We start from the raw sequence: 24,945 nt of genomic DNA on the forward strand, positions 1-24,945 counted from the left end.
GGCCCGTTAAGGTCGGGGCCGCGCACTCGCTACGCTGACGGTATGACGAGCGAGGAGCTGCCCCCCACCGCACGCGCCGGCGCCCGCGGCCTCCTTGAGGTCGCGCCCGCCGGGACACCAGGCGAACGGGCTCGCGCGCTGCTCCGCCTGAAGCCCTACCGGAAGCTCTGGACGACCCAGCTGCTCGGCGGCACCGCCGACCGGCTGTCGATCCTGGTGCTCGTCCCGCTGACCGTGGTCGCCGCCGTGCTCGGCGGACAGTTCGGGCACGGGTACCGCTCCCTGGCGCTGGCCGTCGCCGCCCTGTTCGCGGCCCGGCTGGTCGCCTCCGCCCTGATCGGGGCCGCCCTGCTCGGTCCGGTGCACGCGCTGGTCGGCGGCCGGATCGACCGGCGGTGGAGCCTACTAGGTGCCGACCTGGCCCGCGCCCTGCTGATCGGCCTCGCCCCCTGGTGGGTGGTCTGGGCCCCCGGCTCCGCCACCTGGGCGCTGCTCGGCACGGTGTTCCTGGCCGGCGTCGCCGAACGGGTCTGGACCATCGGCAAGGCCGCCGCCGTCCCCGCCCTGCTGGCCGTCCCCGAGCAGCCCGGCCCGCCGGCCGCCGCCTCGCTGGACGCCGTCCGCACCCTCGACCTGCGCACCGGCTGGGCCGCGCTGCCGCTGGCCGCCACCGGACTGGTCGGCTTCACACTGGTCAACAACGTGCTCGCCGCGCTCGGCGTGCACTGGCTGCACGACCACCAGCTCACCGTCGCCGCGCTCGGCACCGCCGCGCTGTTCGCCGTCAACGCCGCCCTGCTGTACTTCCAGGAGCTGCCCGCCGGCGCGAACACCAAGCCGCGCTCCCCCCTGCAGGGGCTGCGCGCCCCCATCGACGCCACCCCCGGCCCGTCGCTGAAGAAGGGCCGCACCGGCTCCGCCCCGTACTTCACCTTCTCGATCGCCGCCGCCTACGCCTCGATGGCGGGCGTCGCCGCGCTCGGACTGCTCACCGCCGTCGAGCACCTGGCCGGTCCGATCGGCTACGGCCTGCTGGTGCTCGCCGCCGCCGGCGCGCCCGCCGTCGGCATCCGGCTCAGCCGCGCCACGCTGCCCGGCCTGTCCCGCCGCCGGCTGCTCGCCCTCGGCCTGGTCACCGCCGGCGTGGCGCTGATCCTCGCCGGACTGGTCCTCGACTTCGTCCTGGTGCTGCTGTTCACCGTGCTGGCCGGCCTCGCCGCCGGCGTGGTCATCGCCACCGGGCGGGGACTGCTCGCCCAGGAGATCGAGGAGATCCGCCTCGGCAAGGTCACCGAGCACCTCTACGCCGTGCTGCGGGTGGTCGTCGCCGTCGCGCTGATCGGCATGCCGCTGCTGGCCGCCGCCTACGGCGAGGTCTCGCTCGGCGAGGTCCGCACCGGCAGCTTCACCTTCATCCACGGCGGCGGCGCGCTCGCCGTCTCCACCGCCGGACTGCTCACCCTGGTGCTCGCCGCCGTCGTCCTGCTGAAGACCGACGACCAGCGCGGGGTCGTCCCGTTCGGCCGCGAGCTCGCCCAGGCCGTCCGCGGCGGGGCCGAGGCCGCACCGCACCGGGTCGCCGGCAAGGGCTACTTCATCGCCCTGGAGGGCGGCGACGGCGCAGGCAAGTCCACCCAGGCGCAGGCCCTCGCCGAGTGGATCCGCGCCAAGGGCCACGAGGTCGTCCTCACCCGCGAACCCGGCGGCTCCCCGATCGGCCAGCGGCTGCGCGCCCTCGTCCTGGACGTCGGCAACACCGGCCTGTCGCACCGCGCCGAGGCGCTGATCTACGCCGCCGACCGCGCCGAGCACGTCGAGAACGTGATCCGGCCCGCCCTGGAGCGCGGAGCCGTCGTCATCACCGACCGCTACATGGACTCCTCCATCGCCTACCAGGGCGCCGGCCGCGACCTGGCGGCCACCGAGGTCGCCCGGATCTCCCGCTGGGCCACCGGCGGACTGGTGCCCGACCTGACCGTCGTCCTCGACGTCGACCCGACCGCCGCGCGGGATCGTTTCACCGAGGCCCTCGACCGGCTGGAGTCCGAGCCCACCGAGTTCCACCAGCGGGTCCGCTCCGGGTTCCTCGCGCTCGCCGCCGCCGACCCCGCCCGCTACCTGGTCGTCGACGGCAGCCAGGTGCCCGCCACCGTCACCACCGCCATCCGGCACCGGCTCGACCGCGAGCTGCCGCTCTCCGACCAGGAGAAGGTCGCCAAGGCCGAGCAGGAACGCAAGGCCCGCGAGGAGGCCGCCCGGCGCGCCGCCGAGGCCGAGGCCGCCCGCAAGGCCGCCGAGGAGGCCGAGCGCAAGCGGATCGCCCTGCTGGAGGAGCTCCGCGCCGAGCAGGCCGAGAGGGACCGCCTGGCCGCCGAGGAAGCCGCCCGCGCCAAGGCCGAGGCCGAGCGCAAGGCCGCCGAGGAAGCCCGGCGCGCCACCGAGGCGGAAGCCGCCCGCAAGGCCGAGGAGGAGGCGAAGCGGCAGGCCGCCGAGCAGGCCCGCCTCGCCGCCGAGGCCGAGGCCGCCCGCAAGGCCGCCGCCGAGGAGGCCGCCCGCGCCGAGCTCCAGCGCCAGCGCGACCTGCAGCGCGAGGAGCAGCGCCGCCGCGCCGAGGAGGCCCTGCAGCGTGCGGAGGAAGCCCGCAAGGCCGCCGAGGCGAAGGCGGACGAGACCGCGGTGCTGCCCAGGATCGGGGACGCGAAGGCCGAGGGCTCCAACAGCTCGGACGGCTCGGGCCGCTCGGACGGCTCGGGCCGCTCGGACGGCTCGGGCCGCTCCGGGGGCTCCGACAGCGAGACCACGCGGGAGCTGCCGAAGCCGGTGCTGGACCAGACCGCCGTGCTGCCCAAGATCGAGGACGCCGAGACCGCGGTGCTGCCCAAGGCCGAGCCGCAGCCCGCGCCCAAGCCCGCGTCCAAGCCTGTGTCCAAGCCCGCGCCCGTGCAGGAGCCGAAGCCGAAGCCGGAGCCGAAGCAGGGCCCCGAGGCCAAGCAGGTGCCGCCCGGGCTGTTCCGCGACGAGGAGGACGACTCCTCCCGCACTCGCGAGCTGCGGCCCCGGCCGGACTGGGCGGAGGAGACCCCGCTCGACGACCTGCCCAGCCTGACCGACAGCCTGCTCGGCTCCCGCGAGGAGTGGGCCCGCTGGGAGGCCGAGGCCCCCGAGTCGGCGCAGGACGAACAGCCGAAGCGGGGCTGGCTCCGCCGCAAGGACTGACGGCAGCAGCGACATGCAGCAGTGAGGGGCGCGGGGAGCCGCGCGGTGCAGGACCGGCCGCGTCGCTCCCCACGCCCCTCTGCGTTGGGCAGGAGCTGTCCCCGGGCGGCGTTAGGCTCGTCGGGTCGGCGACGACGAGGAGGAGCGCGGCGTGAGTGTGTGGGACGACCTGGTCGGACAGGACCGGGTGGTCGAACAGTTGCAGGCGGCCGCGCGGGCAGCCCGGGCCGCCGTGCTGGCGGGCCGCGGGGAGGCACCCGAGGGCAACGCCTCGCTGATGACGCACGCCTGGCTGTTCACCGGCCCGCCCGGCGCGGGGCAGGTGACGGCCGCCCGGGCCTTCGCGGCGGCGCTCCAGTGCACCAGCCCGGACCTGGACCTCGGCGGGACGCCCGGCTGCGGCTTCTGCGACGGCTGCCACACCGTGCTCGCCGGCAGCCATGCCGACGTCAAGCAGGTCCGCACCGACGGCCTGTCGATCGGCGTCGGCGACATGCGCGCCCTGGTGCTGCGGGCCTCCAGCTACCCGACCGGCGGCCGCTGGTCGGTGATCCTGGTGGACGCCGCGCACCGCCTCACCGAAGCGGCCGCGAACGCGCTGCTGAAGGGCGTCGAGGAGCCGTCGCCGCGCACCGTGTGGCTGCTGTGCGCGCCCTCGGTGCAGGACGTGCTGCCGACCATCCGTTCGCGCTGCCGGCTGCTGGTGCTGCGCACGCCCCCTGCGGACGCGGTCGCCGACATGCTGGTCCGGCGCGACGGGGTGGAACCCGAGGCGGCCCGGCTGGCCGCGCTGGCCGGACAGGGCGACATCGACCGCTCCCGGCGGCTCGCGGTGGACGATCAGGCCCGGGCCCGCCGCGCCGAGGTGCTGCGGATCCCGCTGGAGGTCGCGGACCTCGGCGGCTGCCTGGCCGCCGCGCAGCGGCTGGTCGACACCGCGAAGGCGGACGCCGAGGCGCTCGCCGAGACCCAGGACGCCAAGGAGACCGACGACCTGCGGGCCGCGTACGGCGCGTCCGAGGGCAGCCGGGCGCCGCGCGGCATGGCCGGCGCGGTGAAGGAACTGGAGAAGCGGCAGAAGAGCCGGGCCACCCGGACCCGCCGGGAGACGCTGAACGTGGCGCTCGGCGACCTGCTGGGCTTCTACCGGGACGTGCTGGCCGTCCAACTGGGCGCGGGCGGGGCATTCGCCAACGAGGACCAGCGGCCGGCCGTGCAGCGGGTGGCCGGCGAGGGCGCGGCGGAGAACACGCTGCGCCGGATCGAGGCAGTGCTGGCCTGCCGGCGAGCGCTGGACCGGAACGTGGACCCGCTGCTGGCGGTCGAGGCGATGACGGTGGCGCTGCGGGCGGGCTGAGCCGTGGGCGGTCGACCGTCGGTGGACCCCGCTCGTCGTTAGCTCGTTCGAGTGAACGTGGGGAGACGCCCGTACCGCCCGGCGGCCGGCGGGCGTGCGGTCTTGCACCCTGTGCACTGGCCACGCGCTCGCGTTCGGCCGGTCCTTCCCCGAGGTGGTGCGTCCCCCATGGCCCGAACGCTGCTCGTCCTGTTGTTGCTGGTGGTGGCTGTGGTGGCGGGCGTCCGGCTGGCCCGGGCGGCGGTGTCGCGCTGGCGGGACCTGCGGGCCGCGCGGACGTACGGGCTGGCGGTGGAGTCGCATCCGGTGCTGGTTCGGGCCGGGGCGGCGGCCCTGTGCCTGACGTGCGTGGGCGCGCTCGGGGTGGTCGCGCTGATGGGGGAGCGGTCGTCCGGCCGGGTGGCAGTGCGGCACGCGGCGGCGCAGGTCGGCGCGGGGCGGCCCGACCCCGTCCCTTCGTCGGTTCCCGTGCCGCCGCCGGTGGAGGTGCTGTTCAGCAATGTGAGCCGTCCGGCGGGCGGTGAGCTGCTGCAGGGCGAGGTGCCCGGTCCGGACGGGCGGCTGCGGGCGGTGCGGGTGTGGCTGCCCGCCGAGTACGGGCAGGAGCCGGCGGCCCGGTTCCCGGTGATCGTGGTGCACTCCGGGACGGCCGGGCGGACTGCCGACCAGGACCTGCCGGACGTGTTCGACGGCGTGGCCTCGGCCGTCGGGCTCGGCCGGGCCCGGCCGTTCGTGCTGGTCGCCCCCGAGGCGCCGAGCGGCACCGGCCACCCCTGCGAGCTGGTGGCCGCCGCGCCGCAGGCCGTCGCGGACGACGAGGCGCTGCGCGCGGCCGTCGGTGCGGTCTTCCGGACCCGCCCGGCCGGCCCCGACGGCTGGGCGGTGCTGGGCGTGGACGACGGCGCCCCCTGCGCGGCCGCGGCCGCCCTGGGCCGCCCCGACCTGTACGGGGTGGGCGCGGCGGTGTCCGGCCGGTACGACGGGCCTGCGCTGGCGGCTGCGGCGGGCGATGCGCCTGGCGGGCCTGCCGGGCCTGCCGGGTCTGCTGGGGCTCCCGGGGCTCCCGGGGCTTTCGGGGTGCGGACGAGGCTGTTGCTGGCCGTGGCGAAGCAGGACGCGGACGGGCTGGCCTCCGCCCGGGCGGTGCAGGCGGCGCTGCGGGACGCCGGGGCGCGGGCGCAGGTGCGGATCTCCGACGTCGTCCAGGACTACTCGGCGGACCGGGAGCGGATGCGGCTGCTGCGGGTCGCGGTGCAGTACTTGACGGAGCAGCTGCCGAAGCCATGAGCGCCCGCCTCGCGGTATGACGATCGGTCCGGGGGTGTGGGCGCGCCGCAGTGGCCCGGGGGTGCGGCGGGCGGTCGGGTGGCCCGGGCACGGCCGTCGCGGCCGCTAGGCTCGGCCTCCCGGCGACGTCCGGGGTGGTCGGCGTCCGGGCCGGCCCGTTCCCAGGGGAGAGGACCCACGTTCATGAGAGTCGCCCGGCCCCGCCGGCTCCTGTCCGCCGCCGCGCTGGCCGCCGCCGCGTCCCTGCTGCTGGCGGGCTGCACCTCGGGCCACCCGGCGCCCACGGCGGGCGGCTCGCCCGACAGCTCGACGGGCGGCCACGCGCCGGCCCCCGCGAACGGCGCCACCCCGCTGGAGCCGCTGCCCACCGACCTCCCGGCCGGCCTCGCCCCGTACTACGCGCAGCAGTTGAGCTGGAAGCCGTGCACCACGGACTTCGAGTGCGCCACCTTCAAGGTGCCGCTGGACTACGCGCACCCCGGCGACGGCCACGACGTGGAACTGTCCGCGATCCGCAAGCCCGCCACCGACAAGACGCACCGGCTGGGCTCGCTGCTGCTCAACCCGGGCGGCCCCGGTGGCTCGGCGATCGAGTACGTGCAGAGCGTCGCGTCGCGCTACGACGGCAACGTGCGGGCCGGCTACGACCTGGTCGGCTTCGACCCGCGCGGCGTCGGCAAGTCCGCGCCGATCACCTGCCTGAGCGGCGACCGGATGGACGCCTACGCGGCCGCCGACGTCACCCCCGACAGCCAGTCCGAGATCGATGCGCTGGTCGCCGTCGACAAGGAGTTCGCGGCGGGCTGCTCGGCCCGGGCCGGCGAACTGCTCGGCCACGTCTCCACCGTCGAGGCCGCCCGGGACATGGACATGCTGCGGGCGCTGGTCGGCGACCAGAAGCTCAACTACGTCGGCAAGTCGTACGGCACCTTCCTCGGCGCGACGTACGCCGGGCTGTTCCCGAGCAAGGTCGGCAAGGTCGTGCTGGACGGCGCGATGGATCCCTCGCTGGACGCCCTCACCGGAAACCTCACCCAGGCCGGCGGCTTCGAGACCGCCTGGACGGCGTTCGCGAAGGACTGCGTCAAGCGTGAGGACTGCCCCGTCGGCCACACCGAGCAGGAGGCCGGCGAGAAGCTCACCGCCCTGTTCAAGAAGCTCGACGCGGAGCCGATGCCCACCGGCACCAGCCGCCCGCTCACCGAGGCCCAGGCGCTCACCGGCGTCGCCGAGGCGATGTACACCGAGGCCCTCTGGCCGCACCTGCGCACCGCGCTGGCCGCAGCCCAGTCCGGCAACGGCAGCGGGCTGCTGCAGCTCGCCGACGAGTACTACAGCCGCTCCGAGGACGGCAGCTACGAGAACCTGATGTACGCCAACATGGCCGTCAACTGCCTCGACCTGCCGGCCTCGTTCGCCGACCCGGCGGCGGTCACCGCCGCGCTCCCGGACTTCCAGAAGGCCGCGCCGCACTTCGGCAGCGACATGGCCTGGATGGCGCTCAGCTGCGCGTACTGGCCGGTCAAGGCCAGCGGCGCCCCGCACACCGTCCGCGCGGCCGGCGCCGCCCCGATCGTCGTGGTCGGCACCACCCGCGACCCCGCCACCCCCTACGCCTGGGCCAAGTCCCTGGCCGGGCAGCTGGAGTCCGGACGACTGCTCACCTACGACGGCGACGGGCACACCGCGTACGGGCGGCACAACACCTGCGTCGACGACGCGGTGAACCGGTACCTGCTCGGCGGGGCGGCGCCCGACAACGGCAAGGTCTGCAAGGACTGACCGCGGGCGCTGATCACGGCTGCTGAGCACGGCCGCTGTCCGGATGGCGGACGGTCATGTCAGGAGTGTTCAGGCGTGAAGGGGCTGGCGCTAACATGGCGCAGCCCCTTCGGCGTTCCCGCCTCTCGAACGCTCGATCATTCGGACACTCGGACACCTTGGAGACCGTCGTGCTCGGAGTCCACGACTTGACCACCTACGTCCTCGGCGCGCTGGTCATCGTCCTGCTGCCCGGACCGAACTCCCTCTACGTGCTCTCCGTCGCCGCCCGCAAGGGCGTCCGCACCGGCTACCGCGCCGCCTGCGGCGTCTTCCTCGGCGACCTCACCCTGATCAGCCTCACCTCGCTCGGCGCGGCCTCCTTGCTGCGTGCCAACCCCGCCGTCTTCGCGGTGGTCAAGTTCGGCGGCGCGGCCTACCTGCTGTGGATAGGCCTCGGCATGATCCGGGCCGCCCGGCAGATGTGGCGCGAGCGGGCCGTCGTCGACACCGCCGCCACCGACGCCGTCGAGGCGGACGCCGAGCGGCCGTTCCGCCGCGCGCTGGTCATCAGCCTGCTCAACCCCAAGGCGATTCTCTTCCTCCTCTCCTTCTTCACCCAGTTCGTGGACACCTCCTACGGCGCCCCCGCCCTCTCCTTCGCCCTCCTCGGCGGCGTTCTGCAGACCTTCTCCTTCCTCTACCTCTCGCTGCTGATCTTCGCCGGCACCTCCCTCGCCAACGCCTTCCGCCGCCGCAAGCGCCTCTCCGCCGGCCTCACCTCCTCCGTCGCCGTCCTCTTCGCCGGCTTCGCCGCCAAACTCGCCGTCTCCTCCGCCTGATCATCGGCGCGTACGGACCACCCCCGGAAACTGTGTAGACTGGCCCGCGTTGCCGATGCGACCCTGGGCCCACCAGCCCGGTTTCTTCGGTCAGCGGTGCCGCCTTAGCTCAGTTGGCCAGAGCAACGCACTCGTAATGCGTAGGTCATGGGTTCGAATCCCATAGGCGGCTCTGTGAAAGCCCCAGGACTCACTCGCCGTGACCTGGGGCTTTTGCCTTTTCCCGAGGTGTGGGCAGGTGTCGGTGGCGCGCTACAAGATCGCTTGCGTGAGCGATGCGTGAGCGTGGGTGTTGATCTTGGTCTAACTCTTGGTCTCCTTGGCCTTGGACTTCGCCTTCTTCGCGGCCTTCCGCTTCGCCTTCTCGGCCTCGGCGGCGTCCTTGGCGATCTCGGGCAGGACGCTGGTTCAGATGTCCGAGGTGATCTTGATGGAGGAGTGGCCGAGCATTTCGGACACCACCTTCATGTCGACCCCGCCCGCGAGGGTGGCCGCGCCGTGGCGGAGGTCGTGCAGGCGGATCGGCGGCAGGCCGGACGCAGTCACGAGCCGCTCGAACATCTCGGTGACCTTGCCGGGGTGGAGCCGGGAACCGTCCTCGTTGGTGAAGACCCGGCCGGTGTCCTTCCAGGCCGACCCCCAGTCGTCCCGCTCCTTCTGCCGGCGCTCGCGCTGGTGCCGCAGGACCGCCACCGTGTCGTCGTCCAGCGCCACGGTCCGGAAGCTTCCGTCGGTCTTGGGGTCGGACTCCTCGACCTCCCAGCCGTCCTGCACGAGCTGGGCCGTCACGGACAGCGAGCTGTTGTCGAGGTGGTCTCGGACCACGGCTGGCCGCACGCCTCGCCCCGGCGAAGTCCGCGGAAGGCGATCACGTGTCACATCGCGTACAGGCGGTCGGAAGCCACGAAGTCGAGAAACGCGCCGGTCTGCTGCGACGTCCAGACCATCACGGGGGAGGGCTTCACGCCGGTCGCCTGCCACTGGGTGACCCGCTCCGGCGTCCAGACCAGAGCCTTCGGCTTGGCGGCCGGGTCGAGCTCGACGTGGGCGGCCGGGTTGAAGGTGATCAGTCCCTCGGGGATCGCGTCGTTCAGAGCGGTCCGGAGCGTGGCGCGGGCGGACCAGGGCTTCGCCGGCCGCCTGGTCGAGTGGACCGCCCGAATCCTCGGCCGCGACCTGGACATCGTCCGCAAGGCCCCCGACCAGCGAGGCTTCCAGGCCCGGCCCAAGCGCTGGGCGATCGAGCGGACGTTCTCGTGGCTCACGGCCCACCGCCGCCTCGCCCGCGACTACGAGAGCAGCCCGGCCCACTCCGAGACCATGATCCGCTGGGCGATGATCGGCATCATGGTTCGCCGACTCACCCGAGGCCGCCCCGCCACCAGACAAGGCCCACGACCGCTTTCACCCACCGATCCATTAGATCTCAAACACGGTCTGATTGGGCGTTTCACCCGTAGTCGGGATGGTTCATCCTGATTTCCGGGGAGCTCGGGCTGCTGTCGTTCGGTGACGCTTGGGGGCCTGGTGACAGGAGTGCCACTGCTGCGCCTATGTCCGCCGGAACTGCGCGATTCCTCCTGTCTCATCCCAAGAAGTCGAGCCCACTGGCTTTTGTCTCTCGGGTACCGCGAGTCCTGGGCAGCGCGGCAATCCCGCAGTATGCCGTTGTCATGACGGATCGTCGACCGTATCCGAGTGACCTGTCCGACGCCCGCTGGGCCCTGGTCGAGCCCACCCTCACTGCCTGGCGTCGGGCCCGCACCGAGCGGGCCCTCGCGTTCGGCCGGCCGCCCGAGCACGAGTTGCGCGACCTGCTGGACGCGGTCCTCTACGTCGACCGCACCGGAATTCCCTGGCGCTACCTCCCGCACGACCACCCGCCATGGGAAACCGTCTACGCCTACTTCGCCCGATGGCAGAAGGAGGGGGTGTTCGAGCAGCTCAACGGCCTTCTACGGCGGCTGGTTCGCACCGCCGAGGGCCGCGCTCCGGAGCCGACGGCCTGCATCATCGACTCCCAGAGCGTGAAGACCTCCACGAACGTCCCCACCTCCTCGCAGGGCGTCGACGCCGGCAAGAAGATCGTGGGCAGGAAGCGGAACATCGTCACCGACACGATCGGCCTGCTGCTGATGGTCCTGGTCACCGCCGCGAGCGTGCAGGACGGCACCGCCGGCCGACAGCTGCTGACCGCGGTCGCCACCGAGCACCCCGCCGTCCGCAAGGCCTGGACGGACATGGGCTACAAGAACGCCGTCGTCGAACACGGCGCCATCCTCGGCATCGACGTCGAGATCGTCCGCCGCGACCCCGCCACCAGGGGATTCGTCGTCCAGCCCCGTCGCTGGGTCGTCGAACGCACCTTCGGCTGGCTCATGAACCACCGTCGTCTCGCCCGCGACTACGAAGCCCTCCCGGCCCGTTCAGAAGCCATGGTCCACGTCGCGATGATCAGCCTCATGACCCGCCGACTCACCGGCGAGAACACCCACACCTGGCGCGGAACCTGACCATCAGAATCCGGGGTGAAACGCCCAGTGAGGGCCAAGAGCACGACTCCGCCGGACCAGCTTTCGGCACTCTTCAAGCACTACATGCGGGCGTACATGGCCCAGCCTTCGGAGGCCGAAGCAAACGCCGTCAAGGCCGTGCAGCATTCGGTCTCCGCAGGCGGCACCGAATGGATCACGAATAGGAAGGCGCTAGCCCACGTCATGGCCACCCACCTGACGATCTGGCCGGCAGGCAGCGGGAATTGACGTGGGTTCGAGTAGGCCCGTGGATCACGAGGCAACGCTCTGACCAGGTGCAGTCCCATCAATCGATTGGACTGCACCGTCACCAGTAGAAATCCCTTGACGCCACCGTAATTGCTTGGGTTGAGCCGGACGTTGCCATCCGCTTCGGTCCTGTGGGAACTTTAGTTAGCAGTGTGGCCGGGGTAAGCAGCCACAGTCCCGCCTCGTGCTGCGGGAACCCCACCCTGGCACCACCAGTATGGAGTGGCTACTCGGAAGGGTGCCACTTCGGAAAGAGAGCGCCATCTGGCTGCGAGGATTCCAAAAGAGGTGCCGTGGCCTTAGCGAGGATGGCGGACTGCTCGACAATCCGTGGCCACTCTGTCAGCACTTCGCTGCCTATTACGAGCTCATCAAGCAGGCCAGAGTAGAGCAAGTCAACAGCTCGTCGGAGATCAGACTGTCGGCTACTCCATTGATGCCGCCCATCCATGATCGCATAGTGATTCACGTGGATGCCGAACTCGTCTTCGAACCTTCGCAACTCAAGGCCGACCAGGTGGAGCTCGTAGATTGCATCGGACATTTTGGAGCCGCCGCCGGTTTTCCCCCAGTACTCCTTGATTTCCCAGAGTGCGACCGGATTTAGCAGGTCGGGGAGGGCGCCATCGAGCCTTCGAGGTGAAACCCAGATGTGCTTATCAGAGACGATTGCGGCCCGGCTCTGAGGGTCCGTATTTACGGGAATTTCAGCCCTTTGGCACTCTTGGTATACGACGGCGTCGACCGTGTTGACCAAGACCTTCGGGGAACTGTGGTAACCGTCGAGCTTCACTCCGTAGCTCTGTAGAACCTGGTCCGAGAGCAGCGAGTAATCAGCGACTGCCTGCTCCTCTGTGCGCATTAGGGCGAGAGCTTCCTCGGCCACTTCGCGGCGCTTGCTCCAATAGTCTGACAGCATTTCCGTCATGCCGCTATTGGCGTCGAGGTAGTTAATGAGGCCGACGGCAGCGCGCGTTCCAGCAGACCTTAGAACCGATTTGATTTCGGATGGGCTGATGTGTGATGCGTACTTACGCTTAGTGGCCGGCTGATCTGCGAGCATTCGCACGGCATGCCAGAACGGGTCATCCCAGCGCGCGGAGGCGAATCCCGGTTCGCGTTTCATTTACCTTCACTCTCGTCATCGCTCAGCAGGTACCAGGGGCTGACCCCGAGAGCATGTGCGAGGCGAGAGATGTTGATCAGGCTGATGTTGCGCTCCCCACGCTCCACGCTGCCGACGTAGGTGCGGTGAAGCTGAGCAGCATCCGCCAGGGCCTCTTGCGACAGCCCTGCTGCCTCTCGAAGCGCCCTGACCCTGATGCCGAACTTGACCAAGACCGCACGATCATCCACGAAACAGGTACACTGCCCGGCGTGACGACAATGGGTCTACAGACTATGAGTAGCATCCGCTACGGCGACGGTCGCTCCTTCCTGAAGTGGGCGGGTGGCAAAACTCGGTATGCGGATCAGTTGGTATCTATCGCCCCTAAGTTCGATGGGCGATACTTTGAGCCTTTCATGGGTAGCGCAGCAGTCTTCTTTGAATTGGCGCCAGCTAAGGCTTCTCTATCTGACGCCAATCGGGAGTTGGTGGTCTGTTTCAAGCAGGTCGCCGAGAATCCGGAGAAAGTTCTCGCCCTTCTGGATGAGATGCCGAATACGCGCGAATTCTACAACCAGGAGCGGGCTCGTGATGTCGCGGGCATGTCGGATCTGGAGCGTGCGGCGCGCGTCATCTACTTGAACAAGACTGGATTTAGAGGCCTTTGGCGCGTAAATCGCAAGGGTGGATTTAACGTTCCCTATGGTGAATATGATCGACCCTACTACAATCGAAGCGTTTTTATGGCTGCATCGCGGGCGCTTCAGGGCGTAGAAATCCAGCATCGCGACTTCACTGCTGCTCTCGCTGAGGCGAAGGCTGGTGACTGGGTCTACCTTGACCCGCCCTACATTCCGCTTGGCGGCTGGTCTGACTTTAAGCGGTACACGGCTGAGCAGTTCGGGGAGGAGGATCAGCATAGATTGGCCGTGGCGATGCGCGAGGCTGGGAGTCGCGGTGTCTTTGTGACGATGACGAATAGCGCAACACCCTTGACCGAGGAGATCTTCGCCGAATTTAACGTGATGCGCATGGCTACGCGCCGGGACATTAATTTGCAGGCGAAGAGCAGGGGGAGTTGGGACCTCGTATTTACGAATTACGAGATCCCGAGTGTCGGTGGTGAAGGGGCGGAGGAGCCAGCTCTCTTTTAGCCGCTGCCCGGTCATGTGCAGTCGACTGGCCTGGGTCTGCTTTGGGCCCAATCGGGTGGCCCGGACGTGACCGGAGCCGATTACCGCCCGGGACCAGTCGAGCGGCTCGGCGGATCGAAGCTTGCTCAACAGGACGGCGTGGACTGGTACGCGCGGCCTTGGCCCAAACTGCCGCCTACCGTCAGCAGGTTGTGTCCGAGCTGCGAGTTCCTGGGGAGGTTCCCCCCCACTGGATGTCGGTGCGCAGCACAACACGTTCGATCACCCGAGTATGTTCGCCGCGGTCCGTGGGCGAGGCACCACTTTGGCGCCCACCAACGAGCCGTAAGGCTAACGCTCATGTCAGTAGCAGCTTCTGTTGGGGCCATCTTTAAGGTGACCCGTCGCTGGGATGGGTCAGGGCGGGCGGGCAGTACCGCCGCCCAGCTGCAGTGTGACCACGGAGCGGGAAGGCCGAGCTGCGTGAAGTGATCGCGAGCTCACACCGCCACCTTGCTGTGCCCCTGTTTGAACCCTCCGCGTTGCCTACTTTCGTGTGCTCTTCAGGCGCCTCAAGCCCCTCGCGCTCGGTCTCGTAGCTTGCCAATGCCCGGTGCGCTTGCTCGACCGATGTATAGGGCTTGGTAGTTCGTTGCCAGGGTGCCGCTGTCGGCGGGTCGATCCTGCGGGCCGTGATTTCTTTGGTCTGGCGGTTCGTCGCCAGGGGCCCTGGGCGAGCTGGCCGGAGGCTCATTTGCGTGAGCGATGCGTGAGCGGACGGGGCAGCACGTGCCGGTTCGGGGGGATCGTGGATCACGGCGCAACGTCCTGACCTGCGGGTTCATCACCATGTGATCGATGGCAGCAGCAACCAACGTGATCGCTCGCGGGCTCGTAATGCGTAGGTCATGGGTTCGAATCCCATAGGCGGTTCAATGAAGGCCCAGGTCAGATAGTCACTGACCTGGGCCTTTTTTGTTTCCGCGAATTCCCCTGAGCTTGACTCTGTCGGGGATCTTGGTGTTCGACTGCAGGTGATCATGGTGGCGCGCCAGTCTCGCGGGTGTACGTGCCTGTGAGATTCCCGAGGAGTGCAGATGTCGGTCCGTCGCCGTCCGGGTGGCAAGGTCCCGGTGTTGACGGTGCGGATGGCGAGGGCCAGCAAGCTCGGTGATACGACGGCGATGTGGGTGCGGGACCGGCTCGACGGCCTGTGGCGGGACGAGGACTTCGCGGACTGGTACCCGCGCGACGGGCGCCCGGGCTCTCGCCCGCGCAGCCGGCCACGGTGAGCGTGCTGCAGTTCCTGCTGGGCCTGTCCGACCGCGACGCCGCCGAGGCCGTGCGCTGCCGGATCGACTTCAAGTACGCGCTCGGCCTCGAACTCGACGATCCGGGCTTCCGCCACAGCGTGCTGACCGACTTCCGCGACCGCCCGGTGCGGGAGGACAGGGCGGACCGCCTCCTCGACCTCGCCCTGGCCCGGCTTGAGGACACCGGGCTGGTTCGTGAGCGCACTACTCGGCGCACCGACTCCACCCACGTCCTGGCCGCCGTGCGCGACCTGACCCGCCTCGAGCTGGTCACCGAGGCCGTACGTGCGGCCTCGGAGGAACTCGCCCGCACCGCCGGCCACGCGCTGGACGGCCTGGTCGGCCATGACTGGGGCCGCCGCTACGGCCGCCCGGTGCGCCTGGGCAGGAACCCCACGCGGCCCAGGACCCGGATCAACAACACCGGCGAAGACGCCCGCCACCTGCTCGAACACCTCATCCGCAACCACCCGTCCCTGCTTGCAGGCCCTCAAGTTCAGGTCCTGCGACAGATTCTGGTGCAGAACTGCTTCTGGGACCCCGCCGGGCGCCTGCGCTGGCGCGACGAGGACGACGGCAGCGGCCTGCCGCCCTCGGCGCACCGGATCGTCTCGCCCTACGACCCGCCGGTCCGCTACGCACGCCGCGGCCAGGCCACCCGTTGGACGGGGTTCCTCGCGCACGTGACCGAGACCTGCTCCACGACGGCCCCAACGTCATCACAGATGTGGCCACCATGCCCGCCACCAGCTCCGACACCGAGGTCCTGCCCGGCGTCCACACTCGGTTGGAGCGCCGGAGCCTGCTGCCCGACCAGCACCTGGTCGACGGCGGCTACACCTCCCTGCCCCACCTGGAACAGGCGACACGCGAACACCGTGTCACCGTCCTCGGACCTCTGCCGGGCAACCCCACCCGCCAGCACCGCCGCGGCGAGGGCTTCGCACGCGACGACTTCCGCATCGACTTCGACCGCAAGGAGGTCACCTGCCCGCAGGGACAGACCAGCGCCGGCCGGCACGGCCCCCACCCGACCTCCTCACCGACCGCAGCCCCGCTGATCGTCGCCCGCTTCACCAAGAACCAGTGCCAGCCCTGCCCGGTCCGGGCCAAGTGCACCAGCTCCCGCGACTCCCACCGCACCGTGGGCTTCCCGCCGCACGAGCTGCTCGAACTCCAGCAGCGCAACCGCGCCGACCAGCAGGACCCGGCCTGGCACAAACGGTATGCGGTCCGTTCCGGCATCGAGGGCACCATCTGCGAGTTCGCCCACGGCCGTGGCCACGGCATGCGCCGCTGCCGCTACTGCGGACAGCCCAAGGCGTACCTGCAACGCGTGCTCACCGCCATCGCCGTCGACATCGAACGCCTCAGGCGAAGGCGCGCTCCCGCGACCGCCGACAGCCTTCCAGGACCACCTCGACCAGCAGGGCATCCCACGCCTACGTTCCTGGCGAGCCGTCAGCTGACGCAGCAGCGACCAAGATCCCCGACAGAGTCAAGCTGAGGTGGCGGCCCGCCATGACGGGAGGCGGGTGCGGCCAAACTCCGTGGCTCGTCGGTGGGTTGCCTGGGCCTCGTGTCCAAGGGTTCTGCCCCGGAGTGGGGCAGAACCCGAAGGTTGATCACAGGAACACTCAGGGCTTCCCCTTCGAGATGAAGAGGGCGATGGTGGAGTCCGGGGCGACGGTGGTGCCGGGCTGGGGTTCTGTGTTGATGACGGCTCCGGTCGGGGTGTTCCAGTCGGTGAAGGTCTGGATGTGTCCGATTTTCAGGCCGGCTTCTGTGAGGGTCTTTTCGGCTTGGTCCTGGGGCATGCCGAGCACGGGGGGGACGGTGATCGAGGCGTCGTGCGGGCCCGGTTCGGTGTGGGTGCCGGGCGACGGGGTTCCGCTTCCCATCGTGGTGCCGGGGGATGCGGTGCCGGCGGTGGGTGATGGGGTGTTCGGGGCGGCGGTGGCGGTCGTGGCGGCGGCGGTGTGGTCGGTCGGGTGGTCGGTGCCGTGCAGGGCGAAGGCCGTGCCGGCGGTGAGCACGATGACGGCGGCCGAGGCGGAGAGGGCGGCGAGGCCGCGCCGGCGGCGGGTGCGGGTGCGGTGCAGGATGGCGGTGCCGTCGAAGGCGGGGGGGTGTGCGTCGTTCGCGAAGTCGTCCATGGCCCGGAGCAGTGCCTCTCTGAAGTCGGGGCCCGGCACGGTGCTGTGGTGACCGGTCTGGTCGTCGGGCGGGAACGGGGTCATCACGCACCTTCGAACTGGGGCAGTGGGGCGGTCCGGCGGCCGTCCGGTGTGGGCGGGGGCTGTTCGGGCTGGGGCTGTTCGGGCTGAGGGACTGCGGTGCGCAGTCTGGCCAGCCCGCGGGCGAGTTGCGAGCGCACGGAGCCGGCAGAGATCCGGAGCGTCTCGGCGATCTCGCGGTCCTCCATGTCGTGGAGGTAGTGCAGCACCACGACGGTGCGCATCCCGATCGGCAGGGCGTGGAGTGCCTGCACCAGTTCGTCGCGGAGATCCACCAGCCGGTACGGGTCGCGGGGGTCGGCGCGCTCCACCTCGTGCGAACGCGTGCCCATCCGGCGGAGGTTGCGCCACCGGTCGTTGGCCAGGTTCACCACGATCCGGCGGACGTACGCCTCCGGCGAGTCCGCGACGGCGACCCGGTTCCAGTGGCGGCACGCCTTCTCCAGGGCCTCCTGCAACAGGTCCTCCGCGCTCTCCTGACTTCCGGTCAGGACATAGGCGGTCCGGAACAGCGCCGCCGAACGCTGCTGGACGAACTCGACGAAGTCGATCCTCCGGGGGTCCTCGCCGCGCCTGTCCAGCCTCACCAGCCGCATGCCGATGCACTCATGTTCCGCTCCTTTGATGTTCCCGCCCCCATGACGGCCCCTCACCGCTCCTTGCTGCACGGGGCCCGCCCGAAGTGACGCACATCACTGGCTCCGGCGCCCGGGTCGGCGGGAGCGGTGCGTTCGCGCCGAGGCCGGTGGGCTGCCGCAAGGATTGCTTAAACCCCGGGTTCAAAACCTTTCGCTACCGCGAGCGAACCGTTCCGGCCACGATCGTGGCGATGGCCGTTTGACGGACGGGGAGCAAAACACGTGAGCATCCTGCTAGTTCACAAGAAGAACCTGAGCCGGCGTCTGCTTCTGGCGAAGGCCCGGGAGTACACGCAGCGGCACGGGGACCGGCTGCTGATGATCATGGCGGACCCGACGTGGGAGGCGGAGTACGTCGACCGGGTCGGCCTTGCGGACACCACGAGCATCGAAGAGACCCTCAAGGCGTGCAAGGCGCTGCTCGCGGACGAGACGGAGCCGGTCACGGCCGTCATCACGCTGAGCGAGTTCTGTGTGCCGACGGCTGCGGCGATCGCCGCGGAGTACGGTCTGCCCTCGGTGAGTGAGCAGACCGCGTACGCGGCGCGCGACAAGTTCGCGATGCGCAGTGCGTTCGCGGAAGCGGGGGACGTGCCGCAGCCGAAGTTCGCGCTGGTCACCGACGCGCGGCAGGCCGTCGAGCAGGCGGAGCAGCTCGGCTACCCGGTGATCATCAAGCCGGTGATCGGCGCGCACAGCATGTTCGTACAGAAGATCGACAACGAGCAGGAGCTGGTCGAGGCGTTCCCGGAGATCCAGAAGGGCGCCTGGGAGGGCTTCGCGTTCGACCCGCTGTACCACCAGACGTTCGAGCGGTACAACGGCGGCATCCTGATCGAGGAGTTCGTCGGCGGCACCGAGATCAGCGTCGAGTCGCTGATCGTCGACGGGGTGACGCACTCCATCGCGATCCACGACAAGCCGCTGCCGCAGGGCACGACCTTCGAGGAGGTCTACGCCTGCACGCCGACCCGGTTGCCCGCCGAGACGGTGGAGAAGATCTACGCCGCGACCGCCGCCTGCCACCGGGCGCTGGGCATCACCACCGGCGCCTCGCACGTCGAGTGGCGGCTGCGCGACGGCAAGGAGCCGGTCATCCTCGAAGCCGGCGCCCGGATGGGCGGCGGCCCGATCTACCGGTCGGTGCTGCTGAGCACGGGCGTCGACATGCTGGAGGCGATGCTCGACCTGTCGACCGGGCGGACGCCCACCATCGACCCCCGGCCGGAGCCGACCCCGATCGGCTTCCGCAACATCTTCCCCGAGAAGCCCGGCACGCTGACCGAGATCGTCGGCGCCGAGGAGACCGAGGCTTCCGACGACGTGCACGACCTGGAGATCCTCCGGGGGATCGGCGACACCCTCGACGTCCCGCCGAACACCTACGAGGGGTACGGCCACGTCATCTTCACCGCGCCGGACATCGAGCGTCTGGACGCGCGGTTCGCAGAACTTCTTCGAACACTGCGGCTGGAGACCCGATGAACGCACTGAGCGGAGCCCTGACAGCGTCGTCGACCATCGGTGACGGCGGTATCGCCCTCACCGACCTCCGCCTCGCGGACAGTGTCCGCGACGCCCTGGCCGAGCGGCTGCACGACGCCCTCGGCGACCCCTTCCCGCCGCTCGACACCGATGTCGACGCCGCGATCCTCGCCCGGATCGGCGTGCACGCGCTGCGCCGGACGCTGCCGACCGCCGTGCTGGACGAACTCGCCGGCTTCACCCGCGACAGCAGCGACGTGCTGGTGCTGTCGAACCTGCCGCAGCAGGAGTTCCCGCCGACCCCGGTCAGCGGCTTCGGCGAGGAGACCGAGCTCTCCCTCGTCAACTCGCTGCAGCTCGGCCTGATCTCGCTGCTCGGGCTGACCCCGTACGCGGTCGACTACGAGAACAGCGGCAAGCTCATCCGCAACGTCGTCCCCAACCCCGAGGCGGCCGGCAAGACCAGCTCCTGGGGTGCGGACACCGAGTTCTTCTGGCACACCGACAACCCCCACCTGCCGTTCGGCCAGGCGGGGTTGGACCCGAGGCCGTTCCCGCCGCGGTTCCTCACCTTCTACGCGGTGCGCAACGTCGAGCAGGTGGCCACCGAGTTCGTCGGGGTGGACGTCGCGCTGGAGGGGCTGCCGGAGGAGGTCCTGGAGCGGCTGTCCGCCAACGAGTTCCTGGTGGCGGCGCCGGACTCCAACGACGTCAAGTCCGACGGGAGGCGGATCGCGCTGGAAGGCACCGCGGTGCTCCAGCGTGCCCCCGAGGGCGTCCTCATCCGCTACGACCGCGGCACCACGCGGGGCATGAACGCCGAGGCCGAGCGGGCCCTGGACATCCTGTCCGAGCAGCTGGCCCGGAAGCCCGCCTTCGCGCCCGTCCTGCAGCCGGGCCAGTTCCTGATCTTCGACAACTACCGGGCGCTGCACCGCCGCAAGGCCTTCGACCCGGCGCCGTCCGACGTCGCCCGGTGGCTGCGTCGCTGCTACGCCAGCTGACCGCGACGCGGAACACCGCTGACAACCCGGCTCCACCGGCCAGTTCACGGCCGGAGCCGATTCACCGCACAGAACGAGGAGAACATCGGATGTATCGGGTCGCCGTGGTCGGTGGAAAGCCGGCCCCCATCAGCGGTGCGAAGGAACTCGGCATCGACGTCGTGCTGGTCCACGAGGAGGGCAAGTACGACATCGACGAGGCCGGGCCGCACTGCGAGCGGATCGTGCACGCCCCGGTCGACGACCGCGAGGCCATCCTCGCGGTGCTCAAGCCGCTGCACGAGGAACGCCCCTTCGACCTGCTGCTGACCACCACCGAGGACGCCGCGATCCCGGTCGGCTGGGTCAACGAGGCGCTGGGCCTGCCCGGCACCAGCGAGCGCACCTCGCGGATCATCAAGGACAAGGCCCTGACCCGGCAAGCGATGGCCGACGCCGGCCTGACCCCGGTTCAGTTCCGGTCGCTGACCGACGCCGAGGACGCGGCCGACTTCCAGACCGCGGTCGGCGACCGGATCGTGCTCAAGCCGATCGACGGCGTTGCCAGCCTGCACATCCACGTCGCGACCACCCCGGAAGAGGCGTCCGCCGCGTGGAACACGCTGCAGGAGGCCGGCTACCCGCGGGTCATCGCCGAGGAATACCTCGACGGCCCCGTGGTGAGCGTCGACTCGTTCTCGTACCAGGGCCGCCACATCGTGGTCGGAATGTCCGAATACATCATGAACGAGACCTTCGTCGAGTGGCAGGTCGCGACGGTCAGCGAGACCGCCTGGCCGCACCGCGAGGCGCTGCGCACCGCCACCGCCGAGCTGCTGGACGCGGTCGGCCTGACCGACGGCCCCGCGCACAGCGAGTTCGTGCTGACCCCCAAGGGCCCCCGGGTGCTGGAGACCCACAACCGGCTCGCCGGCTCCGGCGCCCCCGACCTGGTGCGCCGGGCGACCGGCGTGGACCTGGCCCGGATGTTCCTGACCATTCCGCTCGGCATCGACAAGCTCCCCGAGACCCACCCGGAGCCGACCGGCGGCGCGGCGATCCGCTTCTTCGTCTTCCCCGAAGGCGGCCGGATCACCAAGATCACCGGCCTGGACGACCTCGACGTGCCGGTGCTGCGGGTGCCCGCGGGCGAGAAGCCGCCGCACATCATCCCGTACATGTACAGGCTCGCCGGGCACGAGGTCGGCGTCGTGATCTCCAAGGACGTGGGCGACACCGTCAACCCGCTGCGCGCGGTCATGGACTGCGACAGCGGCTACGTGCTGGCCCAGGGCCGCGACATGCAGGACGCGGTCGCCAAGGCCGCGGCGCTGACCGAGCGGATCCAGTTCCACGTCGAGTAGGCCGCCGGGCCGACTGCACACGACCGACCAGAGAGGAAAGACCATGGTGAAGACCGCAGTCGTGACCGGTGCGAGCAGCGGCATCGGAGCGGCCATCACAGCGCGGCTGGCCAAGGACGGCTACCGGGTGCTCGCCGTGGCCCGCCGGGCCGACCGGCTGGCCGAGGTGGCCGAGCGGACCGGGGCCACGCCGTACGTGCTCGACGTCACCGACAGCGAGGCGGTGGCCCGGTTCGCCGCCACCGTCGACCGGTGCGACGTGCTGGTGAACAACGCCGGCGGCGCGTTCGACGCGGCCACCCTCGAAGCCGCCGACCCGGAGGTCTGGCGACACAGCTTCGATGTGAACGTCCTCGGCACGCTGCACGTCACCCGGGCACTGCTGACCGCACTGCTGGCGGCCCGGGGCGCGACTGTGGTCACCATGAACTCGACCGCCGGGACCTCCGTCTACGAAGGCGGCGGCAGCTACACGGCGGCCAAGCACGCGGCGCACGCCCTCACCGGGACGCTGCGCCTGGAACTGGCCGGCCGGCCCGTCCGCGTCGTCGAGATCGCCCCGGGCATGGTGCGGACCGAGGAGTTCGCCCTCAACCGGTTCGCCGGCGACGCGGGCAAGGCCGCGGCCGTCTATGCGGATGTCGACCGGCCGCTCACCGCCGAGGACATCGCCGAGTGCGTCGGCTTCACGGTCGGCCTGCCGATCCACGTCAACATCGACCAACTGGTCGTCAGGCCACTGGCCCAGGCCGCGCAGCACAAGCTGCACCGCGGCCCGCTCTTCGAGGGGGAGACTGCGCGATGACCGACGCGATCACCGAGGCGTACAACCAGGAGTGCCTGTCCCCGGACAGCCGGCTGCGCGACGTCACCAGCCGGCTGAAGCTGCCGGCCAAGCTCGCCGCCGCGCACGGCGCCGGCTCGCTGCCGCGCCCGCTGTTCCTCGCCGAGCGGGAGATCCAGGAGTTCACCGACGACCTGAAGGGCTTCTTCGACCTGCTGACGGCGCTGCCGGAGCGGCTGTTCGACGGCAACGTCGACCGGTACGCCGACGCGGTCGGCGTCAGCCCGCGGCGGGCCGCGCTGATGAAGCGGCTCGGCGTCGCCCCGATCCTGCACGGACGCGCCGACCTGCACCACGACGGGACGTCGTTCAAGCTGCTCGAGTTCAACGTGGGCACCCACCTGGGCGGCACCGACCGCGCGGAGGTGCTGCGGCTCCACCTGGAGGACGAGGCGTTCCGCTCCTTCGCCGAGGAGCACCGGCTCGACTACGCGCACACCGGCTCGCAGATCATCGACGTGCTGCGCAAGCTCGGCGAGCAGGTGACCGGCGGATCGGAGCCCGTCATCGCCTTCGTCGAGGCCGACGGGGGTCTGGCGCCCTACCTGCACCTGGTGCTCTCGTTCCAGGAGATGGCCGCGCGGCTCGGCATGAAGATCCTGCTCGCCGAGGTCAGCCAGGTCACCAGCAAGGACGACAAGCTCTACCTGGACGACACCCCGATCGACGTCGTCCTGCGCTACTTCTCGACCAACCAGCTGTGCGCGGACGGCCGCGACGGCGCCGAGGCGGAGCCGTTCTTCCGCGCCCACGAGGCCGGCAAGACGCTGCTCTACACGCCGCTGGACGGCCTGCTCTTCGAGCAGAAGACCAGTCTGGCGCTGCTCTCCGACCCCGAGTGGCGCGGCGCGTACACCGCCGAGGAGACCGAGCTGATCGACCGGCTGCTGCCGTGGACCCGGCTGCTCACCGACGGCGAGACCACCGCCGACGGCGAGCGGGTGGACATGCTCGACTACTGCCACGCCAACCGCGCCGATCTGCTCCTGAAGCCCGGCGGCCAGGACGGCGGCCGCGGCATCGTCTCCGGCTGGACCGTCGACGACCGGACCTGGCGCGAGGCGCTGGCGTCCGGCAACGGCAAGGAGTGGCTGGTGCAGCGCCGGGTCGTTCCCCGGAACGAGCCGATGGTGGACCCGGAGACCCTGCAGATCCGCGACTGGCAGGCCACCTGGGGCATGTTCGTCACCCCGCACGGCTACGGCGGCTTCCACATCCGCGCCCTGCCGGCCGACCTCGACGGCATCCTCTGGCTCGGCAACGTGCCGCACGTGCGCAAGACCGGCGTCTTCCACTACGCGGCGCCCGACAAGGAGGCGTGATGACCGCCGACGTGTCGACGGCGGCGCCCGAGGAACGGCAGCGCTCGCTGCTGGCCCGCCACGCCGACTTCCGCCGGCTGTTCACCGCGTACAGCCTGAGCCAGGTGGGCACCCAGGTCAGCTACGTCGCGGTGCCGCTGGTGGCAATCGAGGCACTGCACGCGGGCTCCGCCCAGGTCAGTGCGCTGGCGTTCCTCGGCTCGCTGCCGTTCCTGCTGGTCGGCCTGCAGGCCGGCGCGTGGCTGGAGCGGATGCGGCGGCGGCCGGTCCTGATCGTCACCGACCTGGTGCGCGGCGGGCTGATCGCCTCGGTGCCGATCGCCTGGGCCTTCGACGCGCTGACCAGCGTCCACCTCTACCTGGCGGTGCTGCTGGTCGGCGTCGCGACGGTGTTCTTCGAGGTGGCGTCCGGGGCGTACATCCCGCACCTGGTCGGCCGGGACAACCTGCTGGAGGCGAACGCCAAGCTCGGCGGCATGTTCGCGGGCGCCGAGGTCGCGGGCCGGAGCATCGGCGGTTTCCTCGTGCAGGCGCTCACCGCGCCGTACGCGCTGGTGGTCAACGCCGTCACCTACCTGTGGTCGGCGCTCTGGCTGGGCGTGATCCGCAAGCAGGAACCGCAGGTGGAGAAGACCGGCGCCGCCAAGCCGCTGTGGCCGGACGTCAAGGCCGGCCTCGGGTACGTGTTCGGCAACGGGGTGCTGCGGACGATCTCGCTGGAGACGTCCTGGAGCAACTTCTGCCTGCGCATCGTCATCACGCTGGTGCCGGTGCTGTACGTCTCGGAGCTGCACCGCTCCGCCGCGCTGGTCGGCGCCTTCCTGACCGCGGGCGGCGCCGGGGTGTTCGTCGGCGCGGCGGTCGCCCGCCGGATCGGCAGCAAGGTCGGCTACGGCCGGGCGCTGTGGCTGTCGGGCGCCTGCTGCGGGCCGTTCGCGCTGGTGGTGCCGTTCGCGGTGCACGGCGCGGCGGTGTGGATCGGCATCGTCGCCTGGGGCCTGGCGACGGTCAAGGTCGGCTTCGACAACGTGCTGAAGGGTTCGATCCGTCAGCTCGTCACCGCGGACGACATGATGGCCCGGATGGGCGCGACCTACCGTTTCCTGATCACCGGCGTGCTGGCGATCGGCTCGGGCGCCGCCGGTGTGCTGGCGGGAACGGCCGGGGTGCGGACCGCGGTCCTGGTCGGCGCCGCCGGCCTGGCCGTGAGCTGGCTGATGCTGTTCTTCTCGCCGGTCCGCGCGATCCGGGAGCTGCCCGGCACCGCGTGAG

Annotated in this window: 20 protein-coding genes, 1 tRNA gene and 2 pseudogenes; 18 read left to right on the forward strand and 5 right to left on the reverse strand. The window is 70.6% G+C overall.

Annotation, left to right across the window (positions count from 1 at the left end; all coding sequences use genetic code 11):
• Positions 1–42 precede the first annotated feature (42 nt).
• From tmk to AMK19_RS01945, 6 genes are all read left to right on the forward strand, one after another.
• Positions 43–3,216, forward strand: coding sequence for a dTMP kinase (tmk, locus tag AMK19_RS01920; protein ID WP_083646433.1), 3,174 nt, complete (start codon positions 43–45; stop codon positions 3,214–3,216).
• 151 nt (positions 3,217–3,367) lie between these two features.
• On the forward strand, positions 3,368–4,573 hold the full coding sequence (locus tag AMK19_RS01925) for a DNA polymerase III subunit delta' (RefSeq protein WP_073807499.1): 1,206 nt from the start codon (positions 3,368–3,370) through the stop codon (positions 4,571–4,573).
• Between the two features lie 168 nt (positions 4,574–4,741).
• Complete coding sequence (locus AMK19_RS01930; RefSeq protein ID WP_073807500.1) at positions 4,742–5,860, forward strand: hypothetical protein; 1,119 nt, start codon at positions 4,742–4,744, stop codon at positions 5,858–5,860.
• 183 nt (positions 5,861–6,043) lie between these two features.
• Positions 6,044–7,642 carry an alpha/beta hydrolase gene (locus AMK19_RS01935; RefSeq protein WP_073807502.1) on the forward strand — a complete coding sequence of 533 codons (1,599 nt, stop codon included), beginning with the start codon at positions 6,044–6,046 and terminating at the stop codon, positions 7,640–7,642.
• A gap of 170 nt (positions 7,643–7,812) precedes the next feature.
• Positions 7,813–8,463 carry a leucine efflux protein LeuE gene (gene leuE / locus AMK19_RS01940; protein ID WP_073807503.1) on the forward strand — a complete coding sequence of 217 codons (651 nt, stop codon included), beginning with the start codon at positions 7,813–7,815 and terminating at the stop codon, positions 8,461–8,463.
• 98 nt (positions 8,464–8,561) lie between these two features.
• A tRNA-Thr gene (locus tag AMK19_RS01945) sits at positions 8,562–8,635 on the forward strand.
• 236 nt (positions 8,636–8,871) lie between these two features.
• On the opposite strand, the gene AMK19_RS38535 is transcribed toward AMK19_RS01945, so the two are convergent.
• Entirely contained in the window at positions 8,872–9,288 is a 417-nt protein-coding gene (locus AMK19_RS38535; protein ID WP_073807504.1) for a tyrosine-type recombinase/integrase, read from the reverse strand.
• A gap of 291 nt (positions 9,289–9,579) precedes the next feature.
• Between AMK19_RS38535 and AMK19_RS01960 the strand changes: the two are divergent.
• Together AMK19_RS01960 and AMK19_RS01965 are read left to right on the forward strand one after the other, a co-directional pair.
• Positions 9,580–9,861: pseudogene (locus tag AMK19_RS01960) on the forward strand (transposase); the annotation flags it as partial.
• A 275-nt stretch (positions 9,862–10,136) separates the two neighbouring features.
• Positions 10,137–10,976 (forward strand): IS5 family transposase, encoded by an 840-nt coding sequence (locus tag AMK19_RS01965; RefSeq protein WP_073807508.1) that lies wholly within the window; start codon positions 10,137–10,139, stop codon positions 10,974–10,976.
• Between the two features lie 496 nt (positions 10,977–11,472).
• On the opposite strand, the gene AMK19_RS01975 is transcribed toward AMK19_RS01965, so the two are convergent.
• A complete protein-coding gene (locus AMK19_RS01975; protein ID WP_143200011.1) occupies positions 11,473–12,372 on the reverse strand; it encodes a DUF7687 domain-containing protein in 900 nt (299 codons plus the stop codon).
• A complete protein-coding gene (locus tag AMK19_RS01980; protein WP_241844197.1) occupies positions 12,369–12,584 on the reverse strand; it encodes a helix-turn-helix domain-containing protein in 216 nt (71 codons plus the stop codon). The genes AMK19_RS01975 and AMK19_RS01980 overlap by 4 nt, the downstream gene beginning before the upstream one ends.
• A 63-nt stretch (positions 12,585–12,647) precedes the next feature.
• Between AMK19_RS01980 and AMK19_RS01985 the strand changes: the two genes are divergently transcribed.
• The 4 genes and pseudogenes from AMK19_RS01985 to AMK19_RS36810 all read left to right on the forward strand — a co-directional run bounded on the left by AMK19_RS01985 (position 12,648) and on the right by AMK19_RS36810 (position 16,307).
• Positions 12,648–13,508, forward strand: a complete 861-nt coding sequence (locus AMK19_RS01985) for a DNA adenine methylase (RefSeq protein ID WP_206745150.1) — start codon at positions 12,648–12,650, stop codon at positions 13,506–13,508.
• 1,076 nt (positions 13,509–14,584) lie between these two features.
• Positions 14,585–14,779, forward strand: a complete 195-nt coding sequence (locus AMK19_RS36800) for a hypothetical protein (RefSeq protein ID WP_241844198.1) — start codon at positions 14,585–14,587, stop codon at positions 14,777–14,779.
• A 2-nt stretch (positions 14,780–14,781) separates the two neighbouring features.
• Positions 14,782–14,895: pseudogene (locus AMK19_RS36805) on the forward strand (transposase); the annotation flags it as partial.
• A 641-nt stretch (positions 14,896–15,536) separates the two neighbouring features.
• Positions 15,537–16,307, forward strand: a complete 771-nt coding sequence (locus tag AMK19_RS36810) for a transposase (protein ID WP_241844199.1) — start codon at positions 15,537–15,539, stop codon at positions 16,305–16,307.
• A gap of 130 nt (positions 16,308–16,437) precedes the next feature.
• On the opposite strand, the gene AMK19_RS01995 is transcribed toward AMK19_RS36810, so the two are convergent.
• Together AMK19_RS01995 and AMK19_RS02000 are read right to left on the reverse strand one after the other, a co-directional pair.
• Entirely contained in the window at positions 16,438–17,040 is a 603-nt protein-coding gene (locus AMK19_RS01995; RefSeq protein ID WP_073807514.1) for a PASTA domain-containing protein, read from the reverse strand.
• Positions 17,040–17,633, reverse strand: coding sequence for a SigE family RNA polymerase sigma factor (locus tag AMK19_RS02000; RefSeq protein WP_073807516.1), 594 nt, complete (start codon positions 17,631–17,633; stop codon positions 17,040–17,042). The genes AMK19_RS01995 and AMK19_RS02000 overlap by 1 nt, the downstream gene beginning before the upstream one ends.
• 264 nt (positions 17,634–17,897) lie before the next feature.
• On the opposite strand from AMK19_RS02000, the gene AMK19_RS02005 reads away from it, so the two are divergent.
• The 6 genes from AMK19_RS02005 (at position 17,898) to AMK19_RS02030 (ending at position 24,944) form a co-directional block, all read left to right on the forward strand.
• The gene (locus AMK19_RS02005; protein WP_073807517.1) at positions 17,898–19,160 is read left to right on the forward strand and encodes an ATP-grasp domain-containing protein; all 1,263 of its coding nucleotides are present in this window, start codon (positions 17,898–17,900) and stop codon (positions 19,158–19,160) included.
• A complete protein-coding gene (locus AMK19_RS02010; protein ID WP_083646435.1) occupies positions 19,157–20,164 on the forward strand; it encodes a TauD/TfdA family dioxygenase in 1,008 nt (335 codons plus the stop codon). Before AMK19_RS02005 ends, AMK19_RS02010 begins: the two co-directional genes overlap by 4 nt.
• A gap of 89 nt (positions 20,165–20,253) precedes the next feature.
• Entirely contained in the window at positions 20,254–21,507 is a 1,254-nt protein-coding gene (locus AMK19_RS02015) for an ATP-grasp domain-containing protein (protein WP_073807518.1), read from the forward strand.
• Positions 21,508–21,550: 43 nt separating this feature from the next.
• A complete protein-coding gene (locus AMK19_RS02020; RefSeq protein WP_073807520.1) occupies positions 21,551–22,312 on the forward strand; it encodes an SDR family oxidoreductase in 762 nt (253 codons plus the stop codon).
• Positions 22,309–23,673 carry a hypothetical protein gene (locus AMK19_RS02025; RefSeq protein ID WP_073807521.1) on the forward strand — a complete coding sequence of 455 codons (1,365 nt, stop codon included), beginning with the start codon at positions 22,309–22,311 and terminating at the stop codon, positions 23,671–23,673. The genes AMK19_RS02020 and AMK19_RS02025 overlap by 4 nt, the downstream gene beginning before the upstream one ends.
• The gene (locus AMK19_RS02030) at positions 23,673–24,944 is read left to right on the forward strand and encodes an MFS transporter (RefSeq protein ID WP_083646436.1); all 1,272 of its coding nucleotides are present in this window, start codon (positions 23,673–23,675) and stop codon (positions 24,942–24,944) included. The genes AMK19_RS02025 and AMK19_RS02030 overlap by 1 nt, the downstream gene beginning before the upstream one ends.
• Position 24,945: the final 1 nt, after the last annotated feature.

Source organism: Kitasatospora sp. CB01950, from assembly GCF_001905465.1.
GTDB lineage: Bacteria > Actinomycetota > Actinomycetes > Streptomycetales > Streptomycetaceae > Kitasatospora.